Raw genomic sequence first — 19,740 nt, forward strand, 5'->3', positions numbered from 1 at the left:
ATGAGAATAGAGACCGATCTGAAATTAGGATTTAAAGACGTAATGATTCGTCCAAAAAGATCAACGCTCAAAAGCAGATCTGAAGTTTCATTAGAACGAAATTTTAAGTTTTTACACAGCACTTCAGATTGGACAGGAATTCCCATAATGGCCGCCAATATGGATACAGTTGGTACTTTTGAAATGGCTCAGGTTTTGGCCAAAGAAAAACTTTTTACAGCCATTCATAAACATTACACTTTAGAAGAATGGAATAGTTTTTTGAAAAATGTAACGCCGGATTTTTACAATTATATAGCCATAAGCACCGGAACCGGGAAAGAAGATTTTGATAAAATTGGAAAAGTCATAACAGCAAATCCGTTATTGAGATTTATTTGTATTGATGTTGCAAACGGTTATTCAGAACACTTTGTTCAGTTTTTAAAACAAACCCGAAAACAATATCCCGATAAAGTAATTATTGCCGGAAATGTAGTTACAGGCGAAATGGTCGAAGAATTACTTTTAGCTGGCGCCGATATCGTAAAAGTTGGAATTGGACCGGGTTCTGTATGCACAACGCGTGTAAAAACAGGTGTTGGTTATCCACAGCTTTCTGCCATTATCGAATGTGCCGATGCAGCGCACGGTTTAGGCGGTCATATTATAAGCGATGGCGGCTGTTCAACTCCGGGTGACGTTGCAAAAGCTTTTGGTGCAGGTTCAGATTTTGTGATGTTGGGTGGAATGCTTGCCGGACATACAGAAAGCGGAGGAGAACTAATTGAAATAAACGGTGAAAAATTCAAACAATTCTACGGAATGAGCTCGGCAACCGCGATGGAAAAACATGTTGGAGGCGTTGCAGAATACAGAGCAAGCGAAGGAAAAACAGTAAAAGTTCCATTTAAAGGAAATGTTATCGCTACAGTTTTAGATATTCTGGGCGGATTACGAAGCACTTGTACGTATGTTGGTGCATCAAAATTAAAAGAGCTTACTAAACGAACAACTTTCATCCGCGTAAGCGAACAAGAAAATCAGATTTTTACAAATTAAAAATACTTTTAGAATATAATATGATTACTATTTCAGAAGCAGGTTTAAGTGATATTAAAATAATTCAGGAAATCACTAATATCACCTGGCCAATTACTTACGGCGAAATTTTGACCAAAGAACAATTGGATTATATGTTAGATTTATTTTATTCTGAGGAAGCTTTAGCAAAGCAAATTGAGAATAAAGAACAATTATTTTATCTGATTTCAGATTCAGATTCAACAATTGGATTTATCGGAATTGAAAATAATTATAAAAATGAAGCTCTGACTAAAATCCATAAAATCTATCTTCTGCCGGAAACACAGGGGAAAGGTTACGGGAAAATAGTTTTTGAATCAATTGAAAAATTAGCTTTAGAAAACAATTCTACAGCTCTTTTATTAAACGTAAACCGTTTTAATACGGCATTAAATTTCTATAAAAAACTAGGTTTCGAAATCAAAGAAACAGTCGATATAGAAATTGGAAATGGGTATTTAATGGAGGATTATGTGATGGGGAAAAATATTTAAAAATAGTTTTTGTCCTTTTAAAGATGTTTTTACTTTTATGTTTTTGAATAATGACAACAACAATAGCGTATGAAGCACATCACAATATTTTTTTTTATATTTTCAGTGTTCAGTTTTAACTTAAAGGGACAATCAATAAATATTCCCGATCAAATTAAAATTTCGAATATTGAAAATAAAGTAATTGTAAAGGGCACAAAAATATTAATAAATGAATCTAAAGATTATGTATATTATAATGAACTAAAAAGGTTTCAAAAAGATTCAAAAAATTATTTTCAAGTTATTGAAATTCCAAACCAAGACTATCATAAATCTGTTACCAAAATAAGTAATAAAATTGATGAGCTAGAAAAGCAAGGCGGAAGAATAAGAATAAAGAAAGAATTTAAATTAGGATTTTATGATGCTTATTTTGCTCTTGCTCCTCAAGGTAATGATTCAGAGCAAATTATTCTTGCCTTTGGAGATACTTCTTTTTCAGTTTTAGTTATGGGAGTTTTTTCAAATGATGAAAAAGAAAGGAAGGAAATAACAGATTTAGTTTTAAGTACATATTATGATGAGAATATAAAAGTAAATATTAATGATAATTTATTTTATGATGTAGATTTAAAAAAATCAGAATTTGAATTATTAAATGTCATGAATAGTTTTGGTATATATACTATTGGTAAAGAACAATTGGTTGGTAATGGAATCTACATAAATAATTTTTTAATTGGAGTTTTACCTAATAATCTTAATGGATTTGATTTAAAAACTTACAGTGATAAATTGATATATAAATATGGAAATAATATTTATAAAGAGAAAAATGTTAAGATAAAAGTGATCTCCGAAGAAAAATATAAAGAGGGCGCAGATGAGATTATAAAAGTAGAAATGTCTGGAATTTTTGAAGGAAAAGAACTAAAAATGTATCAATATATAAAACAAACACCAAAAGGTATAATTCAATTTTTAGGAACCGACATATCAAAAAAATATACTTATTTTAATGAGTATAAAAAAATCGCTGAAAGTATAAAATTAAGGTAGGTACTATCGTCAAGTAATCTCCAATGATATATATTAATAATCAAAGCCAATTTTATATTGGCTTTTTTCTTTAACTCACAATAACATCATGCTTAAACAATAACCCTTTCAGCTCCTTCAAAGCAAAAACAGCCTTTTTAAGTTTTGTTTTAGAAGGGTCAATCGTATAATTATAACTCGTTTTAAAATCGGTTTTGTTGGCGATGGCTTTGTCGAATTCGGAACGGTATAAATCACAGTTGTCAAATAAAACACCCGTTAGATCCGCGGCCATAAAATCAACCGCAATTAAACTGCAATTGGTGAATGGAGTTCCTTTTATTTTTAAATTATAAAACTTTGAAAAGTCCAGAATGCAGTCATTAAAACGAACTTCAAAAATCAGTTTATCGCACATGGCAAAATTTACCTCTTTAATTTCACATCCATTAAAAGTCACCGTTCTAAAAGCAACATAATTAATTTTTGCTTCGGTGAAAGTGCAGTCATTAAAAATGCAGTCGATAAAAGTAACCGCTAAAAAAGTGCAGGCAGAAAAATTACAATTATTAAAAACGCAGCATTCGAAATCTTTAAAATTAAGATCGTCTTTGGCATAAATAATCGTATTATATTCTTTATCAAGAAAATATTCGCTTTCTTTTTTCAAGTTTATTTTTAAATTTTTGAGGCTGAAAAGGTACTAATTTAAGCCAAAATATTAAGTAAAAGTTGTGAACAAAATTTAGAATTTGATGTAGCTTTACGCTTATTTTTTAAGTTAAAAAACATCAATTTTAATTATATGGAATCAACAAGAAAGGAGCATGATTTTTTAGGAGAATTAGAAATTCCAAATCATCTGTACTACGGAATCCAAACATTTAGAGCGGTAGAAAACTTCAATATTACCGGAATTCCCATTTCAAAAGAACCTTTGTTTATCAAAGCTTTAGGTTATGTGAAAAAAGCCGCAGCTCTTGCGAATAAAGACTGCAATGCCATTGATCCAAAAATTGCCGAAGCGATTTGTTACGGAAGCGATCAGGTTATTGCCGGAAAATTTAATGATGAATTTGTAAGCGATTTAATTCAGGGCGGCGCGGGAACTTCTGTAAACATGAATACCAATGAAGTAATCGCAAATATTGGACTTGAATATCTGGGACACAAAAAAGGCGAATACAACTTTTTACATCCCAATAATCATGTAAACTGTTCACAATCTACAAACGATGCTTATCCATCGGCTTTTCGAATTGCATTGTATTTAAAAATGGATAGTTTTATTAAAACACTTGCAGGTCTAGAAGTTGCTTTTGCCAAAAAAGGAGAGGAGTTTAAGGAAGTTCTAAAAATGGGAAGAACACAATTGCAAGATGCAGTTCCCATGACTTTGGGACAAGAATTTAAAGCTTATGCAACAACAATTGGTGAAGATATACAACGCTTAAAAAATGCTCAGGAATTACTTTTGGAAATCAATATGGGCGCAACGGCCATTGGAACAAAAGTAAACGCTCCGGAAGGCTATCCTGAAATTTGTGTTGCTTACTTAGCTAAAGAAGTTGGAATTCCGTTAACGCTTTCACCAGATTTAATCGAAGCAACGGTTGATACTGGAGCGTATGTCCAAATTATGGGAACTTTAAAACGTTCTGCCGTTAAGATTTCTAAAATCTGCAACGACTTACGATTGTTGAGTTCAGGGCCAAGAACAGGATTAAATGAAATCAATTTACCCGCACGTCAGCCAGGTTCGTCCATTATGCCGGGTAAAGTAAATCCGGTAATTCCAGAAGTCGTAAACCAAACTTGTTTTTATGTAATTGGTCAGGATTTAACGGTTACAATGGCGGCAGAAGCAGGACAATTACAATTGAATGTAATGGAACCTGTAATTGCTTTTGCGATGTTTACGTCTTTAGATTATCTTTCAAATGCCATTCAAACCTTAATTGATAAATGTATTAACGGAATCACGGCAAATGTTGATCATTGCTATAATATGGTCATGAACAGCATAGGAATTGTGACGCAGTTAAATCCAATTATTGGTTACGAAGAAAGTGCCAGTATTGCGGGTGAAGCTTTAAAAACAAACAAAAGTGTACATCAAATTGCTGTTTTAGAAAGAAAGCTGATCACACAGGAAAAATGGGATGAAATCTATTCTTTAGAAAATTTAATTCATCCAAAATTTATCACAAAATAAAATTGCTATAAAAAATATAATAACAAGCCGTCAATTTACTGACGGCTTTTTCTTTTTCTGTGTTTTAAATTTCTTAATTATTTATTGATTCATTTTCCAGCTTACTGCTATTAAATATAAAGCCAGACAAATTACGTTTACTCCAAAAACTTTAAGATATTTATGTATTGGTGAAGTATTTTGTCTGAAGAAATTATAATTAATAATAGTTGCCGTGCTCCCCGCAACAATGCCAATTGCACCTATGGTAAAAAAGGAAAGAAAAGACAGTGCACCAATTATATATTCATACCATTTTAATTGGGCAGCCATAACACATCTTTTTCCGTCTATGCTTAAAACTTGTGCAGAGATATCCGGAATGTTCATTTTAGGAAAAGCTTCTACAATTTCGTCATTCACCCTTTTTATTAAAAAAGGTTTTCCTCTTTCTTTACTTTGTTCAACAATAACTCCATTTTGTTTTAATGTTGATTTTCCTGAGAAAATATTATTTTCAAACTCAAAAATATCAGTTGGGAAATGAGGAAGCTTAAATTCAAAAGTATTTTTCATTATGGTATCTATTTTATTTGTAAATGTTTTTAAATGAAAGATTTATGTCTCTTAAAACATTTTGCAAAATTAATTTCAACCGTAAAGTAGTTTTGATTGTAAAAGTTTAAAAAATTGTAGAATAAGATTTTATTGAAAGAGGTATTCTGAATGTTTTGTTCTGTAAAATGTTGAAAATAAGGGTTATATTTACAAGAGGTTTGATTTTTTAAATAGAAATTAAAATTTTTGCCGAATGAAATTCTTAAGAAAAATAAGTTTTCAGCATAAAATTAAAATGGCAGTGCTGCTTTTCCTGTTTCCATTATTTCTAATGGCACAAACGGAAACAGATTCTCAAAAAAAAGAAATATGTCCACCCAAAACTATTTTAGAAATCTTTAAAAAACCCGATTCTACTTTAGTCGTTAAACCCACAAAAAACAATTTTTTCCTAGTAATTCCCGCAATTGGTTCACAGCCCGCAACGGGATTCTTTTTTGGTGCCGTTGCTCAGTATACTTTCAAAGGAAAACAAGAATCAGATAAATATTCAGTCGCTAATTTGGGTATAACCTATACCGTAAAAAAGCAATGGCTGATCAATGTCAAAAACAATATTCTGCTAAAAAATAACCGAATCTTTTTAAGCGGCGATTACAGGCTTTACATATTTTCACAGCCAAACTACGGACTCGGAACAGATATAATTCCGCCGCATCGCGATCAGGAACCCGGTTTTAGCATCGATTCTTTGGCACAGGAAATGGATTATAATTATTTCAAATTTCACCAAACAGCTTCTTTTGAAGTAAGAAAGAATTTTTACGTAGGTGCAGGAATCAATATCGATTGGTACACCAATATAAAAGACAAAGAGTTAGATGTTGAAAACGGAAATCTAACGTATCACTACAATTACAATCAGGAACACGGTTTTGATAATTTAGAATATTTTCTAACCGGAGTAAGTTTTAATATGGTTTACGATTCGAGAGACAATCAGGTAAATTCTTCCAGAGGCTGGTTTGCGAATATCAATTATCGTTTTAATCCCGTATTTTTTGATAATCAAAAATACAGCAACGTTTTGTATGCCGAATACCGAAATTTTATTCCGCTTTCGCAGAAAAATCCGCGTTACATTCTCGGAATCTGGGCTTACGGACAATTTGTTACAAGAGGCGATGTTCCGTATTTAAATCTGCCTGCAATTGGATGGGATCAGCGCAGCAGAAGTGGAGAAGGTTACACACAAGGATTATTTAGAGGAAACGGACTTGTATATCTTTCTACAGAATTTCGGTTTCCCATAACCTGCAATCAAATGTTTAGCGGCGTAGCTTTTACCAATTTTGTAACCGCTAGTAATAAAGACAATGATGTATCACTTTTTCATGCAATCCAGCCAACGGTTGGTGTTGGCCTTAGAATATTAATAGACAAAAAAACACGTACCAATTTAATTATCGATAATGCGTGGGGAAATAATTCGAAGGGATTTTACTTAAATGCTGGAGAAACTTTTTAATAGTTTTGTTTGTAAGTGTTTGATTATGTGAAATTTATATTTAAAAATGTAAGAAATTACAATAAAAAATATTAAATTTGGCTAACCATTTAACTTTCAAACACATAATTTATGAAACAGTACAGTTTATTATTAGCTGTATTCCTGTCGGCGATAGGGATGCAGGCTCAGGATGCAAGGTCTTTTTCGCTTAATTTGTATGGCGGTTATAATTTTTCAGATGAGCTGGATTACGACGGTTATTCTGCAACAATTGAAGATGGATTTCAATATGGAGCAGGATTTGAGTATTTCTTTTCGACAAATAACTCAGTTGAGTTAAAGTATTTAAGATCAGATGTAAAAATACCTTTTTATGGCCCTTTAGGAAATCAGGTTAATGCCGGAAACGATAAAGGCGCCTTCAATTTTATTTTAGCAGATTTCACCCATTATTTTGATACAGGATCAAATTTATTGCCTTATTTGGGTGCAGGAGCAGGAGTTAGTATTTTAGAAACGCCTCAGGGAGGAAGCGGAACTTATTTTGCCTGGGATGTAAAGGGAGGTGTAAAAATTAAAACAGCTTCGACTGTCTCTGTAAATATTAACGCTTATTTACAATCGATGTCGGCAGCAGTTGGTGAGAGTTATTATTGGACATATTGGTATGGCCCGGTTGCAGTTGATGATTATATTTCGACTTTTCAATTTGGACTTGGAGCAGTATTGAGTTTTAATTTTAAAAATTAGAAAGAATAATATTTAACACATAGAAACGTAGATTTATGTATTAATTGAATAAAGATTAAAATAAATGATATATCATTTACACATAGCTATGTTTGTTAATGCAAGTGAAACGCCTTTGATCAATAACAAAATCTATGTTTCTATATGTTTAATTAATTAAGTTCAACGTGTATAAATTTATAAGTAAGAATTAGCAGCTAGATAAAGCTGCTTTTTTTATGCTTTTTAAAGCCGTTGTTCATAATTAAATCATAATTTACAACTATTATGAATAATATTTTTGAAGTCAATCCTTATTTTTGTTGTATATACAAATTAATATGAAGTTACTAATAGTCGAAGACGAACCAAATCTTTTATCGATTTTAAGGAAAGGATTTGCCGAAAATAACAACGAAGTAAGTGTGGCTATGGATGGCAAAACTGCCCTCGAAATGATCCACAATTATAACTTTGATGTTGTCGTTTTAGACGTTATGTTACCGGATATTAACGGAATCGAGATTTGCCGCAGACTTCGTGCCAGTAAAAATTTTGTTCCTATTTTACTTTTAACCGCTCTGGGAACTTCAGAAAACATTGTAACCGGACTAAATTCTGGTGCCGATGATTATTTGGTAAAACCTTTTAAATTTGGAGAACTCGATGCAAGAGTAAATGCTTTAAACCGAAGAGCACATCAGGAAACAGATAAAATCGATGTAATTACCATTGGCGATTTAGAAATAAACGGACGTGCAAAAACGGTAAAAAGAGAAGGAGAATCGATAATTTTAACCGCAAAAGAGTTTAAATTACTATATTATCTGGGAAAAAATGCCGGAAGAATCGTTTCCCGCGATCAGATTTTAGACAACGTTTGGGATATTAATTTTGATATGAACACCAATGTTGTCGATGTGTATATTACGTATTTAAGAAAAAAAGTAGATAAACCTTTTAAAACCAAACTTATTCATACCATGAAAGGTTTAGGTTATGTTATAAAGCCATAGAATGGATATCAGAAAAAAAATTACTTTTACTTATGTAGCACTTTCTACCTTTAGTACATTGCTATTGAGTATAATAGTATTTGTTTTATTTAGAGAAAATAACCGTTACCATTTTTTGAAAAGGTTAGAAGACCGTGCCAAAATTGTAGCATCAATTCACTTTCAGCACGATCCTGAAAAAAGCAAATACTATAGTAATTTAAAGAAAAACGGCCTGGAAGAACTTATTGAAGAAGAAGAATATGTTCTTAAAATCAACAGTGCCAATAGTTTTGATTATAATACAAATCTAAATCTCCCAAATTCATTTTATTCTAATATTCTGTCAACAGGAAAAGACTATTTTGAAGTTAACAGCAAATATTATCTCGGACAGGTTTTTACCGAAAGCCATCAAAAATACATTGTAATTGTTGGCGCGCGCGACCGACGCGGAAAAACTACGTCTATATATATTATAAAAATATTACTTTTTGGAGGCATAGGTTTCATACTTCTCGCTTTCTTTTTAGGTCGTTTTCTGGCAAAAAGAGTCATAAATCCCGTCGCAAGAATCACCAAAGAAGTAAACCGAATCAGCGCTTCAAATCTTCATAACCGACTTCCGGAAGTGAAAAATTCGGATGAAATTTCAGATTTGACAGAAACTTTTAACGATATGTTAGACAGACTTGAAACTTCATTTGAAATTCAGGCCAACTTCATTAATAATGCTTCACACGAATTAAAAACGCCAATTACAACCATAATTGCCGAGTCTGAAATTATGCTGCTAAAAGAGCGTGAAGTTTCAGAATATGTCGAATCATTGCAAAACATTTACAGTCAGGCTTCAAGATTAGGAAACCTCACCGAAAGTTTATTAAAACTGACACAAACGGGTTACGACGGAAACAAACAAGTTTTAGATATTGCCAGAATTGATGAATTGTTATTAGACGTAAAATCAGATTTAGATAAAATTTATCCTGATAATCGTGTCAGCATTAAAATGAATTTTGCCCCAAAAGATTCTAATCTGCTTTTAATTCCGTGTAATAAACCGCTTTTAGAATTAGCGATCAATAATATTATTACAAACGGGGTAAAGTATTCCGATAATAATGAAGTATTTGTAACGCTTTCCGCCAATCAGGATGCAATTAAAATTTCGATTAACGATATCGGAATCGGTATACCGCCAGAAGATATTCCACATTTGTACGAACCTTTCTTTAGAGGGAAAATTGCAGCCAAATATATTGGTTACGGTTTAGGATTGCCGCTGGCGTCAAAAATCATTCGTATGCACGATGGCGAAATACAAGTGCAGTCAGAGCAAAACAAAGGAACAATCGTAACGATAATCTTTAAAAAGATAAATCCTAAAAAGACCAACATTAAAAAATCTAATGTTGAATCTTAGAAAATTCTAATTTTAGATTAAGACCCTTCTAATTTTCAGCCCGTTATTTTGTATGTATAAACTAAAAGATTATACATATGAAAAATTTCCTAATACCTACTACTTTAAAAGATGATACAATTTCTGCTGTAAAATCAGCTATTAGTCAGGCAAAAGAATCAGACTGCGAAATTGTTCTAATGATGGTTTCTGATACTCCAGATGCTTTTTCATCCTCTAATTTTTTACGTGAAATGAGAACCGGACTTACCAAAAGTCAGGAAGAAGTTCTCGAAACCTGCAGATATATGATTGATCATACTAAAAACTGCAAAATTAAAATTCACAATCAATACGGACTTTCGTCTCCAATTTTTAGAGGAATCATTGAGCATTTTGCTGTAAAATTAGTCGTTTTAACACACTCTTATAAACAGGAAACAAAACGTATTCATCAATATTTAGTGCAATTAGCGGCCAATCAAAAATGCCCGATTCTGCATTTAGGAAACGATTTTAAAGAAGATTTTACAAAAGCGCTTTATATAGAAAACAGCGCTGCAAATGTTCATGTAAAAGATGTACAGCAGTTTTTAAATGAAAATTTCTCTTATGAAATTGTAAGTCAGACTTCAAGAGTTGATGATAATTACGAAGCAGCTGCACCTTATTTAACCGAAGCTATTTCAAAATATGAAATTGATCTTTTGGTAGAAACCCGAAAAGGAGAAAAAATCAAATTTAAAAAAGTAAAAAAACAAAACATTAATGAAAAACTGGGACTTCCGGTACTTTCATTATATGAAGAAACCGTATAAAACCCGATTTCTTCTAAACAAATATTAATTTAATTAAAACCGAAAATATGTTATTAAAGAAAAGAATACCAATGAAGTACGTTCTCGGGAAAATTAAAGTAGAAATGGCTTTAGTGATTACTTATACTGTTTTATTCGAAATTTTTCACCACTATTTTGTAACACTTCCTGTAGATATTCCAATTGCGATTCCAACCATGATTGGAACCATTATTTCCTTATTATTAGCCTTTAAATCGAATCAGGCTTACGATCGCTGGTGGGAAGCACGAATTGTTTGGGGAGCAGTTGTAAACGATTCGAGAACTTTAATTCGTCAGGTTTTGACATTTTATAAAGATCCCGATTTTTCTGTAGAAGCAAGTGAATTCAAAGAGAACTTTGCCAAAAGACAAATTGCATGGTGTTATAGTTTAGGTCAGGCGCTTCGAAATAAAGATGCTGTAAAACCTTTAAAAGGTTTAATGAGCGAAGACGAAATTAGGTATATCAAGAATCATCAAAACGTTCCTAATGCTATTTTAATGCTTCATGCGCGTGACCTTAAAAATGCTAAAAACGAGAAAAAAATCAACATGTACCAACAAGTTGAAATCGATAATACATTATCGCGATTATGCGATGAAATGGGTAAATGCGAGAGAATCAAGAACACGATTTTTCCAACAACCTACAGTATGTACATTAGATTAACCTTGTGTTTATTTATTTTGTTACTGCCTTTTGGGTTGACAAGTGTATTGAGCTGGTTTGCGATTCCGTTGATTACAGCAATTGCAGCTGCTTTCTTTTTGATCGAAAGAATGGCGATTCATTTGCAAGATCCGTTTGAAAACAGACCAACCGATACGCCGGTTACCACAATTGCAAACACAATTGAAAAAAATATCAAACAAATGCTAAACGAATATCAAAGCGAATTTGATATTCTGAAAGAATTCCACTTAGACGACGAACCTAAGAAAGTCGAAAAAGACGCTTATTTCGTGTTATAAGACTTTAATTTTGGTCTTCTTTAATTGTTGGCTGGACAGTGTATTGGTTAGCGCTGTCCAGCTTTTTTTTTTGGAGTTGCTAAGATTCTAAGTTGCTAAGGTTCTGAGTTTTTGTCATTGCGAGGAACGAAGCAACCGCACTAACAAATCGACAAAAATATAAACGCAAACATTTTAAACATAGCCAGTGGTTTCAACCACTGGAACACAATGTAATCACAATGCAATGTCATACTCCATGTCCTCGTGGTTGAAACCACGGGCTGTATTAATTGAAGATGCTAAGATTCTAAGTTGCTGAGATTCTAAGTTTTTTTATTTTTAAAAGCACATAGTTTGTCATTTCGACTGAAAGGAGAAATCGCACTAGACTCCCCACAGATATTCGCCAATCTTTGTCGATTTACGAGTGCGATTTCTCGTTCCTCGAAATGACAAACTAATCGCAAAGACAAACTTTACAACTGTTTCGCTGCCAATCTCCCCAAAGTTCGAATAGATTCCCGCAATTCATTACTCCACGGAAGCCCAAAACTCAAACGCATACAATTCGAAAACTGATTTTGAAAAGAGAAAATCCTTCCGGGCGCGATACTGATATTATGTTTCATAGCCAGATGATAAAACACAGCAGTATCAATTTTTTTATCTAATTCAACCCAAAGGAAAAAGCCGCCCTGAGGCTGGCTCACTTTTGTTCCAGCGGGAAAAGATTCTAAAACTGTATTGATATAATTATTACAATTGCGATTCAGTATTTGGCGGATTTTTCTAAGATGATTTTCATAGCGTCCGTTTTTCAGGAAATCACCCACAACTTCATGTGTAATTGTAGGAGAGGAGAGCGTGTGGTAAATTTTATTACGAAGGATTTCTTTTTTAAATTTCCCAGGTGAAACCCAGCCGGCGCGATAACCCGGTGCCAGTGTTTTAGAAACAGAACTGCAGCAAAGTACAATACCGCTTTCGTCGTAAGTCTTGCAATTTGTCGGGCGGCTTGCGCCAAAGTACAAATCGCCGTGAATATCATCTTCAATTAATGGAATGTTGTAAAACTCCATCAATTTTACCACTTCTTTTTTGTGTTCAGCAGGCATCATGCTTCCAGAAGGATTACTAAAATTACTCATCAATAAACAAAGTGTAACTTTTTTAGTCGCAAGAGCTTTTTTCAGCGCTTCTAATTCTATGCCCGTTGTCATATTGGTAGGCAGTTCCATAATATATAAACCCAAAGATTTAGCCAATTGCAGAATTCCAAAATAAGCAGGACTTTCGGTAATAATAGTATCTCCTGGTTTTGTCAACGTCATTAAACAATGCGATATGGCGCTTGTACAGCCCGGCATCGTTATAATATCCCGCTCTGTTAAAGAACCGCCCCAGCTAAAAGACCAGCGCGCAATTTCTTTTCTTAAATTCAAATTACCTTGTACTTCTTCATAGCTTGTTCCGCTGTTTGGCAGCTGGCGCATCGCCTGAACCATTCCTTTGTTTAATTTTGCAATAGGAAGAAGCTCATTTGATGGAAAACCCAGCGACAGCATCGTAATATTTTTATCGGTCATATTACCGTAAACCTGATCGATTAAATCTTCCCGATCTATGTTTTCGCATTTTAATATGGGACTGCTGGCAGAAGGTTCCGGAATTGTTCTGGCCGAGATATTACTCACATAATAACCAGACTGAGGACGGGATTCAATAAGTGATCGGCTTTCGACTTCATAATACGCTTTGCTTACCGTACTCATGCTGTAACCCGTTTCGGCACAAACTTCCCGGATCGAAGGCAGTTTGTCTCCAACATTTAAAAGCCCTGATTTTATCTGCTTTTCAATAACGTCTGCAAACTGCAGATACAAGTAATTTGAACTCTTCATAAAAATAAACTGTTATGCTGCAATTTACAAAAACTGTATCTGTATTGCTATTTTATTTTTTAGAAATTTGTTTCATAGAAAATTAAACAAACTAAAATTTCGTGAAAACAACAAAATACTACATAGCGGCGATTACTTGTTTTGTAATCTGGGGATTTTTTAGTTTGGTTTTAAAACCAATACATGATTATGCCTCATTGGATATATTATTCTATCGTGTTTTCAGCTGCAGCATTTTAATGCTCCTGATTTCTTTTACATTTAGACGAAAAAAGGTTAAAGAAGCCATAGCAGTTTTTAAAGCAATGCCAAAAGCTGAAAAGAGAAAATCGGCTTTATTAAATATTGGCGGAAGCGTTTTTCTAATGGCCAATTGGTTTACCTTTATTTATGTAATGAATCATGTCAGCGTAAAAGCCACATCTTTGGCATATTTAGTCTGTCCAATTTTAACCACATTATTGGCGTATTTTATTTTGCACGAAAAACTAAGTAAAACACAATGGATTGCAGTTGGATTAAGTATTTCAGGCTGTATTCTTTTGTCTTATGCCAATATAATGGATATGTTTTTCAGCATCATAATTGGCTTTACTTATGCCGCATATTTAGTAAGTCAGCGCGTTAACAAAGGTTTTGATAAATTTATAGTCCTAACATTTCATATTACTTTGGCTGCTTTATTTTTAGTGCCTTTTTTCCCAGCCTACAGCGGACCAATTCCAACAGAATTTAGGTTTTATTTCTGTATCGAAACTATCGCCATTTTGTTTACCATTTTCCCATTGTTTCTTAATTTATATGCACTTTCAGGAATAAATTCTTCAACCGTTGGGATGCTTTTAAACATCAATCCGATGATTGCTTTTTTACTGGCCATGTTTTTTTATAAAGAACCATTTGGCATTATACAAATTATAGCATACGGTATTATTTTTATTGCTGTATTAGTTTTTAATTCACATCATATTTTTGCCATAAAACAGAAATATATCCTGTCGTCTAAAGATTCTCAGTAATGTATCTCTCATATTTTATTGGTTAAAAAATGTAAAATTACGAGAATCTTAACAGGGTTTTAAAACAGGAATGAGTATTTTTCATTCCTGTTTTTTTATGCAGTAAAATGAAATATAGGCCACAGATTATAAGGATTAAAGGGATTGTTTTCTTTACGTAGAAAGTTGGCCACGAATTACACGAATTTTCACGAATTCAAATTGATTTAAAGAATCAGTAAAAAAAATAAATTCGTGAAAATTCGTGTAATTCGTGGCAAAAGAAAATCCTCTTAATCTGTATAATCTGTGGCAAAAAAAAATAAAAACCGAATCTCTATTATATGAAACCAGCAAAACTTCAAGCTTTTACTCCATTGTTTTATTTAGTGTGGTCTGATGATCTTTTGACTCCAAAGGAATTTGCCACATTAAAAGAATTTATAAAATCCCAAAAAGCCCTTTCAGCCGAAGAACAAGAATATCTTTTATCTAAAGTTGATATTTCAAATCCGCCTTCGCGAAATGAACTCGCACAATGGAAACTGGATATTGAAAAAAGCATTCAGGATAAATCTTCGATAAAATCCATTTTTGATATTGCTGTGGCACTTTCAGATAAAGATTTAGATATTTCTTCATTAGAATCAGACTTTACAAAACTTGAAAACGATCTTGGAATTTTAGGCGAAGAAGCACTCCAAAACTTCAAAACAAAAGCCGATTCTTTTACCGCAAATTCGCAGACAACGAGCAATTTTGATATTCAAAAAATAACCGAATTTCTGGATGGAAAAGAAGCTCACATCATAAAAAAAGTAAAATCAGTGATTTCAAGACCTGAATTTGCTTACGAAACTTCGACAGATATTAATGTTTTTCGTCAAACGGTTTACAACTGGTGTAAAATTTTAGCCGATGAAAACTTAGGAAATATGGCTTATCCGAAGGAATATGGCGGAGGAGGAAACGTAGAAGATTATTTTGCAATTATGGAAACGCTAAGTTATCATGATTTAAGCTTGGTGATAAAATTTGGAGTTCAGTTTGGACTTTGGGGAATGAGCGTTCAGTCTCTTGGAACCGAAAAACATTATGCAAAATATCTAAAAGATATTGGTTCCTTAAAACTTCCGGGTTGTTTCGCCATGACCGAAACACATCACGGATCAAACGTAAAAGGTTTAGAAACTACGGCAACATACAATCATAACGATCAGACTTTTACGATTCATACGCCAAATAAAAATGCTCAGAAAGAATATATTGGGAACGCAGCCGTTCACGGACAAATGACAACGGTTTTTGCGAAACTAATTATAGACGATCACGATTATGGCGTAAACGCTTTTGTAGTTCCGCTAAGAGATACAAACGGAAATACTCTAAAAGGCGTTACAATTGGTGACTGCGGACATAAAATGGGATTAAATGGCGTAGACAACGGAACTATTAGTTTTGATAATGTTGTGATTCCGAAAGAAAATATGTTGGATCGTTTTGCTTCGGTAAACGATAAAGGCGAATTTGAAAGTCCAATTCCGAGTGATAACAGAAGATTTTTTACCATGTTAGGAACTTTGGTTGGAGGAAGAATCGGAATTCCGCGTTCGGCTTTGGCTGCAGCCAAATCTGGATTGACAATTGCCATTCGCTACAGTGACCAACGCCGACAATTTGGACCAGAAGGCGGATCAGAAGTTCCGATTTTAAATTACAGAATGCACCAACGCAGATTGTTACCGCATTTAGCTAAAACCTACGCCGTTCATTTTGCACTTCAATATCTGACTAAAAGATTTTTGAACAGAACAGAAAGCGAAATGCAGGAAATCGAAGCGCTTGCAGCCGGAATGAAATCGTACTCAACCTGGAGTACAAGAGATATTTTGCAGGAATGTAGAGAAGCCTGTGGCGGAAAAGGATATTTATCTGAAAACCGAATCGACGCATTAAAAAATGATACTGAAATTTACACGACTTTTGAAGGTGATAATACCGTTTTAATGCAATTAGTGGCTAAAAACCGTTTGTCTGAATTCAGAAAATCTTTTGGTGAAATGGGTTCTTTGGGAATCATCAATTATGTATATGAAAATGCCAAAACAGCCATTACAGAGAAAAATCCAATCGCAACCAGAAGATCAGATGATGAACATTTACTTGATGGCGAATTTCATTTACAGGCTTTTGTGCACAGAGAAAAAACAATTCTGGCCTCGGCAGCGAGACGTATCAAGAAATTAGTCGACGGCGGTTTAGAAGCTTATGATGCTTTTAATGTTGTACAGCATCAAATGATAGATGTTGCGCAGGCTTATTTGGAACGTATTGTTTTAGAACAATTTCAGGAAGCAATCAAAGCAATTGAAGATCAAAATTCAAAACAAATATTGACAAAATTATATCAGTTATATGCGCTTTCGCAGATAGAAAAAAACAAAGCGTGGTATCTTGAAGATGGATATATGGAAGCGGTGAAAACAAAAGCGGTTCGTAAAATAGTCAATCAGCTTTGCTGGGATATTCGTCCGGATGCTGTGGCGTTAGTAAATGCTTTTGATATTCCGGAGAGTTGCTTGGCAGCGCCAATTGCGGTGTAGTTTTTAAATATTTTTTAAACCATATAAGTGATATAAGGTTTTATAAGTTTTAGAGGAACTTTGTCAAAGTTTTAAACTTTGACAAAGTTTGTTTTTTTTAACACAAAGTTTGTCATTCTGAGGAACGAAGAATCGCACTAGAAATTCCACACAGCAGATCGCCAATCTTTGTCGATTCTCTAGTGCGATTCCTCGTTCCTCGGAATGATAATATCATGGAAAATATTATAACATTTATTATTTGTAATAAAATTATTTATATCAAACAAACCAATCAAATCATTTTACTATTAAAACCAGCCTTTTGAAAATCATCGATATTCATAGAAATCGATTTAACTTCGGGTAAAATAGTATTAAGTTTAGTTACAATTGCTTTTGATAAATTGTTTTTTTGTTCCTCATTTCGGCCTTCCATTATATATCCAAAAACATGAATAAAATCACTCAAAGTATTGCCATTATTATAATGTGAGAAAGGATTTATGCGAACTTTAATTTCTGGCGCGGTAAAAAGATCGGTTGATAAAGCTGAATTAAAAACTTCCTGCATGATATCATCTGCAGATTTTAATCTTAATACATTTTCAGAACATTCGATGATAAAATTTGGCATTTGATAGTAGGTTAAGTTAGAAATTCACTTCAATCAAAATTATAAAAATCATTATTAGTTTTAGGTTATTTTGCGAGATATATAAATAATTCATTTTTCTATTTACACTTTATTATATTTGTACGTTACATTTATTTTTTACACAGTTTGAAAAATCCACTTTTGTTACTTTTAATTGTCTTGATGAGCTTTCCGGTTTTTGCTTCGGAAAGTACGGATGATATTATAGACAAGTTAAATCTGGCGCTAAAAAACAAACAACATTATGTTAGATTAAAGGAAGAAAGGATTCTAAATTTCAAAAAAATCAAATCAGAGGATTTAACGAAAGAACAAGAGTACAATTACAATAAAACCTTATATACAGAATACCAAAAGTTCAATTCAGATTCGGCTATTTTATATGTAAAAAAGAACTTAAAAATTGCCGATGAACTTCACGATAAAGATTTGGCCGATTTAGCCAATCTGCAATTGGTTACACTATATTCCTCTTCGGGAAAATACAGGGAATCTGAAGCAATTTTAAAAAGTATTGACAAAAACAAATTGTCAAAATCGCTTCTTCCCAACTATTTTGTTTCGTATCGTGAGTTTTTTGAGCATTACGCGGCAAATAGTTACAGTAAAGAATATTTACAGCAAATTCAAAAATACCGTGATTCGTTATTGATGGTTTTAGATCCAAAATCTATTAATTACCAAATCAATAAAATTCAGCACGATGTATATCATAAAAAAATAGTTAGTGCCCAAAAGCAATTAATGAATCTGCTTAAAAATACCAGCGAAGATGATCCGCAATATGCCATGATTACCTATTTGCTTGGAAACATTTATGAGCATACACATCAGCTTGAATTGCGAAAAAAATATTATGCACTTTCCGCAACCGCTGATATTAAAAATGCTAATAAAGACAATGCTTCGCTGCAGGAACTGGCTTTGGTTTTTTACGAAATCGAAGATGTTGATATGGCGTATAAACTAACGCAATCGGCAATTGAAGATGCGCTTTATTGTAATGTACAGTTTCGAACGCTTTTAATGTCAGAAGTTTATTCGATCATTAATACCGTTTATTTAGAGAAAGAAGCCAAACGAAAAACAGAATTACAGCTTTATTTAATCTGCATCAGTTTGCTTTCGGTATTTTTAATTATTGCGGTAATTTACGTTTACAAACAAATGAAAAAGGTTTCAAGAATTCGGGGAGAACTCTATGAAACCAGTCAAAAATTAGCCGAATTAAATCAGGATATTACCGAAACCAATAATCAGCTGCAGGAACGTAATGCACAATTATCAGAATCGAATCATATCAAGGAGGAATATATTGCGCATTTTTTCAGTCTTTGCTCAACTTACATTAATAAACTGGAGAACTACCGCATTATTTTAAATAAAAAAGCAACGGCAAAACAATTTGACGAAATCTACAAAATGCTAAAGTCAACGACTTTGGTTGATACTGAATTAGAAGAATTGTATAAAAACTTCGATATTATTTTCCTGAATTTATATCCTACTTTCGTAAAAGACTTTAATGCCCTTTTAATTAAAGAAGAACAAATTGTTTTAAAACAGGGAGAATTGCTAAATACCGAGCTTCGAATTTTTGCTTTGATTCGTTTAGGAATTAACGACAGTGTAAAAATTGCGGCCTTTCTTCGTTACTCTTTAAGTACAATTTACAATTATCGAACAAGAGCCCGAAATAAAGCGGCAGTTTCGAGAAATGATTTTGAAGAAATGGTCATGAAAATAGGTTTAATTACATTGAAAATGTAAAGATTTATTTTAAAATCACTACTTTTTTTAGCCTTTATTTTTTATTAAAAAATTGATAATCAGAAT

General features: G+C 33.0%; 17 protein-coding genes. 13 read left to right on the plus strand and 4 right to left on the minus strand.

All coding sequences use genetic code 11. From position 1 onward, the window contains the following. The 3 genes from ACODSB_RS11455 (at position 1) to ACODSB_RS11465 (ending at position 2,600) form a co-directional block, all read left to right on the plus strand. Entirely contained in the window at positions 1-1,041 is a 1,041-nt protein-coding gene (locus ACODSB_RS11455; protein ID WP_488937142.1) for a GMP reductase, read from the plus strand. A 20-nt stretch (positions 1,042-1,061) separates the two neighbouring features. Then, on the plus strand, positions 1,062-1,559 hold the full coding sequence (locus tag ACODSB_RS11460) for a GNAT family N-acetyltransferase (RefSeq protein WP_488937143.1): 498 nt from the start codon (positions 1,062-1,064) through the stop codon (positions 1,557-1,559). A 69-nt stretch (positions 1,560-1,628) separates the two neighbouring features. Then, complete coding sequence (locus tag ACODSB_RS11465; RefSeq protein WP_488937144.1) at positions 1,629-2,600, plus strand: hypothetical protein; 972 nt, start codon at positions 1,629-1,631, stop codon at positions 2,598-2,600. A 70-nt stretch (positions 2,601-2,670) separates the two neighbouring features. Here the strand turns inward: ACODSB_RS11465 and ACODSB_RS11470 are convergent, their stop codons facing one another. Beyond that, positions 2,671-3,249, minus strand: coding sequence for a pentapeptide repeat-containing protein (locus ACODSB_RS11470; protein ID WP_488937145.1), 579 nt, complete (start codon positions 3,247-3,249; stop codon positions 2,671-2,673). Positions 3,250-3,384: 135 nt separating this feature from the next. Between ACODSB_RS11470 and aspA the strand changes: the two genes are divergently transcribed. Continuing rightward, a complete protein-coding gene (gene aspA, locus ACODSB_RS11475) occupies positions 3,385-4,794 on the plus strand; it encodes an aspartate ammonia-lyase (protein WP_488937146.1) in 1,410 nt (469 codons plus the stop codon). Positions 4,795-4,875: 81 nt separating this feature from the next. Here aspA and ACODSB_RS11480 read toward each other — a convergent pair whose 3' ends face one another. Then, on the minus strand, positions 4,876-5,349 hold the full coding sequence (locus ACODSB_RS11480; RefSeq protein WP_488937147.1) for a hypothetical protein: 474 nt from the start codon (positions 5,347-5,349) through the stop codon (positions 4,876-4,878). Between the two features lie 235 nt (positions 5,350-5,584). Between ACODSB_RS11480 and ACODSB_RS11485 the strand changes: the two genes are divergently transcribed. The 6 genes from ACODSB_RS11485 to ACODSB_RS11510 all read left to right on the plus strand — a co-directional run bounded on the left by ACODSB_RS11485 (position 5,585) and on the right by ACODSB_RS11510 (position 11,783). Next, positions 5,585-6,859, plus strand: coding sequence for a BamA/TamA family outer membrane protein (locus ACODSB_RS11485; RefSeq protein ID WP_488937148.1), 1,275 nt, complete (start codon positions 5,585-5,587; stop codon positions 6,857-6,859). Between the two features lie 111 nt (positions 6,860-6,970). Next, positions 6,971-7,591, plus strand: coding sequence for an outer membrane beta-barrel protein (locus ACODSB_RS11490; protein ID WP_053472202.1), 621 nt, complete (start codon positions 6,971-6,973; stop codon positions 7,589-7,591). Positions 7,592-7,911: 320 nt separating this feature from the next. Beyond that, complete coding sequence (locus tag ACODSB_RS11495) at positions 7,912-8,586, plus strand: response regulator transcription factor (protein WP_180858478.1); 675 nt, start codon at positions 7,912-7,914, stop codon at positions 8,584-8,586. 1 nt (position 8,587) lies between these two features. After that, positions 8,588-9,991 (plus strand): ATP-binding protein, encoded by a 1,404-nt coding sequence (locus ACODSB_RS11500; protein WP_488937149.1) that lies wholly within the window; start codon positions 8,588-8,590, stop codon positions 9,989-9,991. Positions 9,992-10,068: 77 nt separating this feature from the next. Then, on the plus strand, positions 10,069-10,788 hold the full coding sequence (locus ACODSB_RS11505; protein WP_488937150.1) for an adenine nucleotide alpha hydrolase family protein: 720 nt from the start codon (positions 10,069-10,071) through the stop codon (positions 10,786-10,788). Between the two features lie 47 nt (positions 10,789-10,835). Then, the gene (locus ACODSB_RS11510; RefSeq protein WP_053472206.1) at positions 10,836-11,783 is read left to right on the plus strand and encodes a bestrophin family protein; all 948 of its coding nucleotides are present in this window, start codon (positions 10,836-10,838) and stop codon (positions 11,781-11,783) included. A 458-nt stretch (positions 11,784-12,241) separates the two neighbouring features. Here ACODSB_RS11510 and ACODSB_RS11515 read toward each other — a convergent pair whose 3' ends face one another. Beyond that, positions 12,242-13,666: an aminotransferase-like domain-containing protein gene (locus tag ACODSB_RS11515; protein ID WP_488937151.1), complete on the minus strand. Its 1,425-nt coding sequence runs from the start codon at positions 13,664-13,666 to the stop codon at positions 12,242-12,244. A 101-nt stretch (positions 13,667-13,767) separates the two neighbouring features. Here ACODSB_RS11515 and ACODSB_RS11520 point away from each other — a divergent pair, with 101 nt between their 5' ends. Continuing rightward, positions 13,768-14,685, plus strand: a complete 918-nt coding sequence (locus ACODSB_RS11520) for an EamA family transporter (protein WP_180859809.1) — start codon at positions 13,768-13,770, stop codon at positions 14,683-14,685. A gap of 323 nt (positions 14,686-15,008) precedes the next feature. Next, a complete protein-coding gene (locus ACODSB_RS11525; protein WP_488937152.1) occupies positions 15,009-17,267 on the plus strand; it encodes an acyl-CoA dehydrogenase family protein in 2,259 nt (752 codons plus the stop codon). 274 nt (positions 17,268-17,541) lie between these two features. Here the strand turns inward: ACODSB_RS11525 and ACODSB_RS11530 are convergent, their stop codons facing one another. Next, entirely contained in the window at positions 17,542-17,883 is a 342-nt protein-coding gene (locus tag ACODSB_RS11530) for a 5-carboxymethyl-2-hydroxymuconate Delta-isomerase (RefSeq protein ID WP_488937153.1), read from the minus strand. Between the two features lie 183 nt (positions 17,884-18,066). On the opposite strand from ACODSB_RS11530, the gene susR reads away from it, so the two are divergent. Then, positions 18,067-19,674 carry a SusR family glycan utilization regulator gene (gene susR / locus ACODSB_RS11535; RefSeq protein ID WP_488937154.1) on the plus strand — a complete coding sequence of 536 codons (1,608 nt, stop codon included), beginning with the start codon at positions 18,067-18,069 and terminating at the stop codon, positions 19,672-19,674. Positions 19,675-19,740: the final 66 nt, after the last annotated feature.

The organism is Flavobacterium sp. FG68 (genome assembly GCF_057808895.1).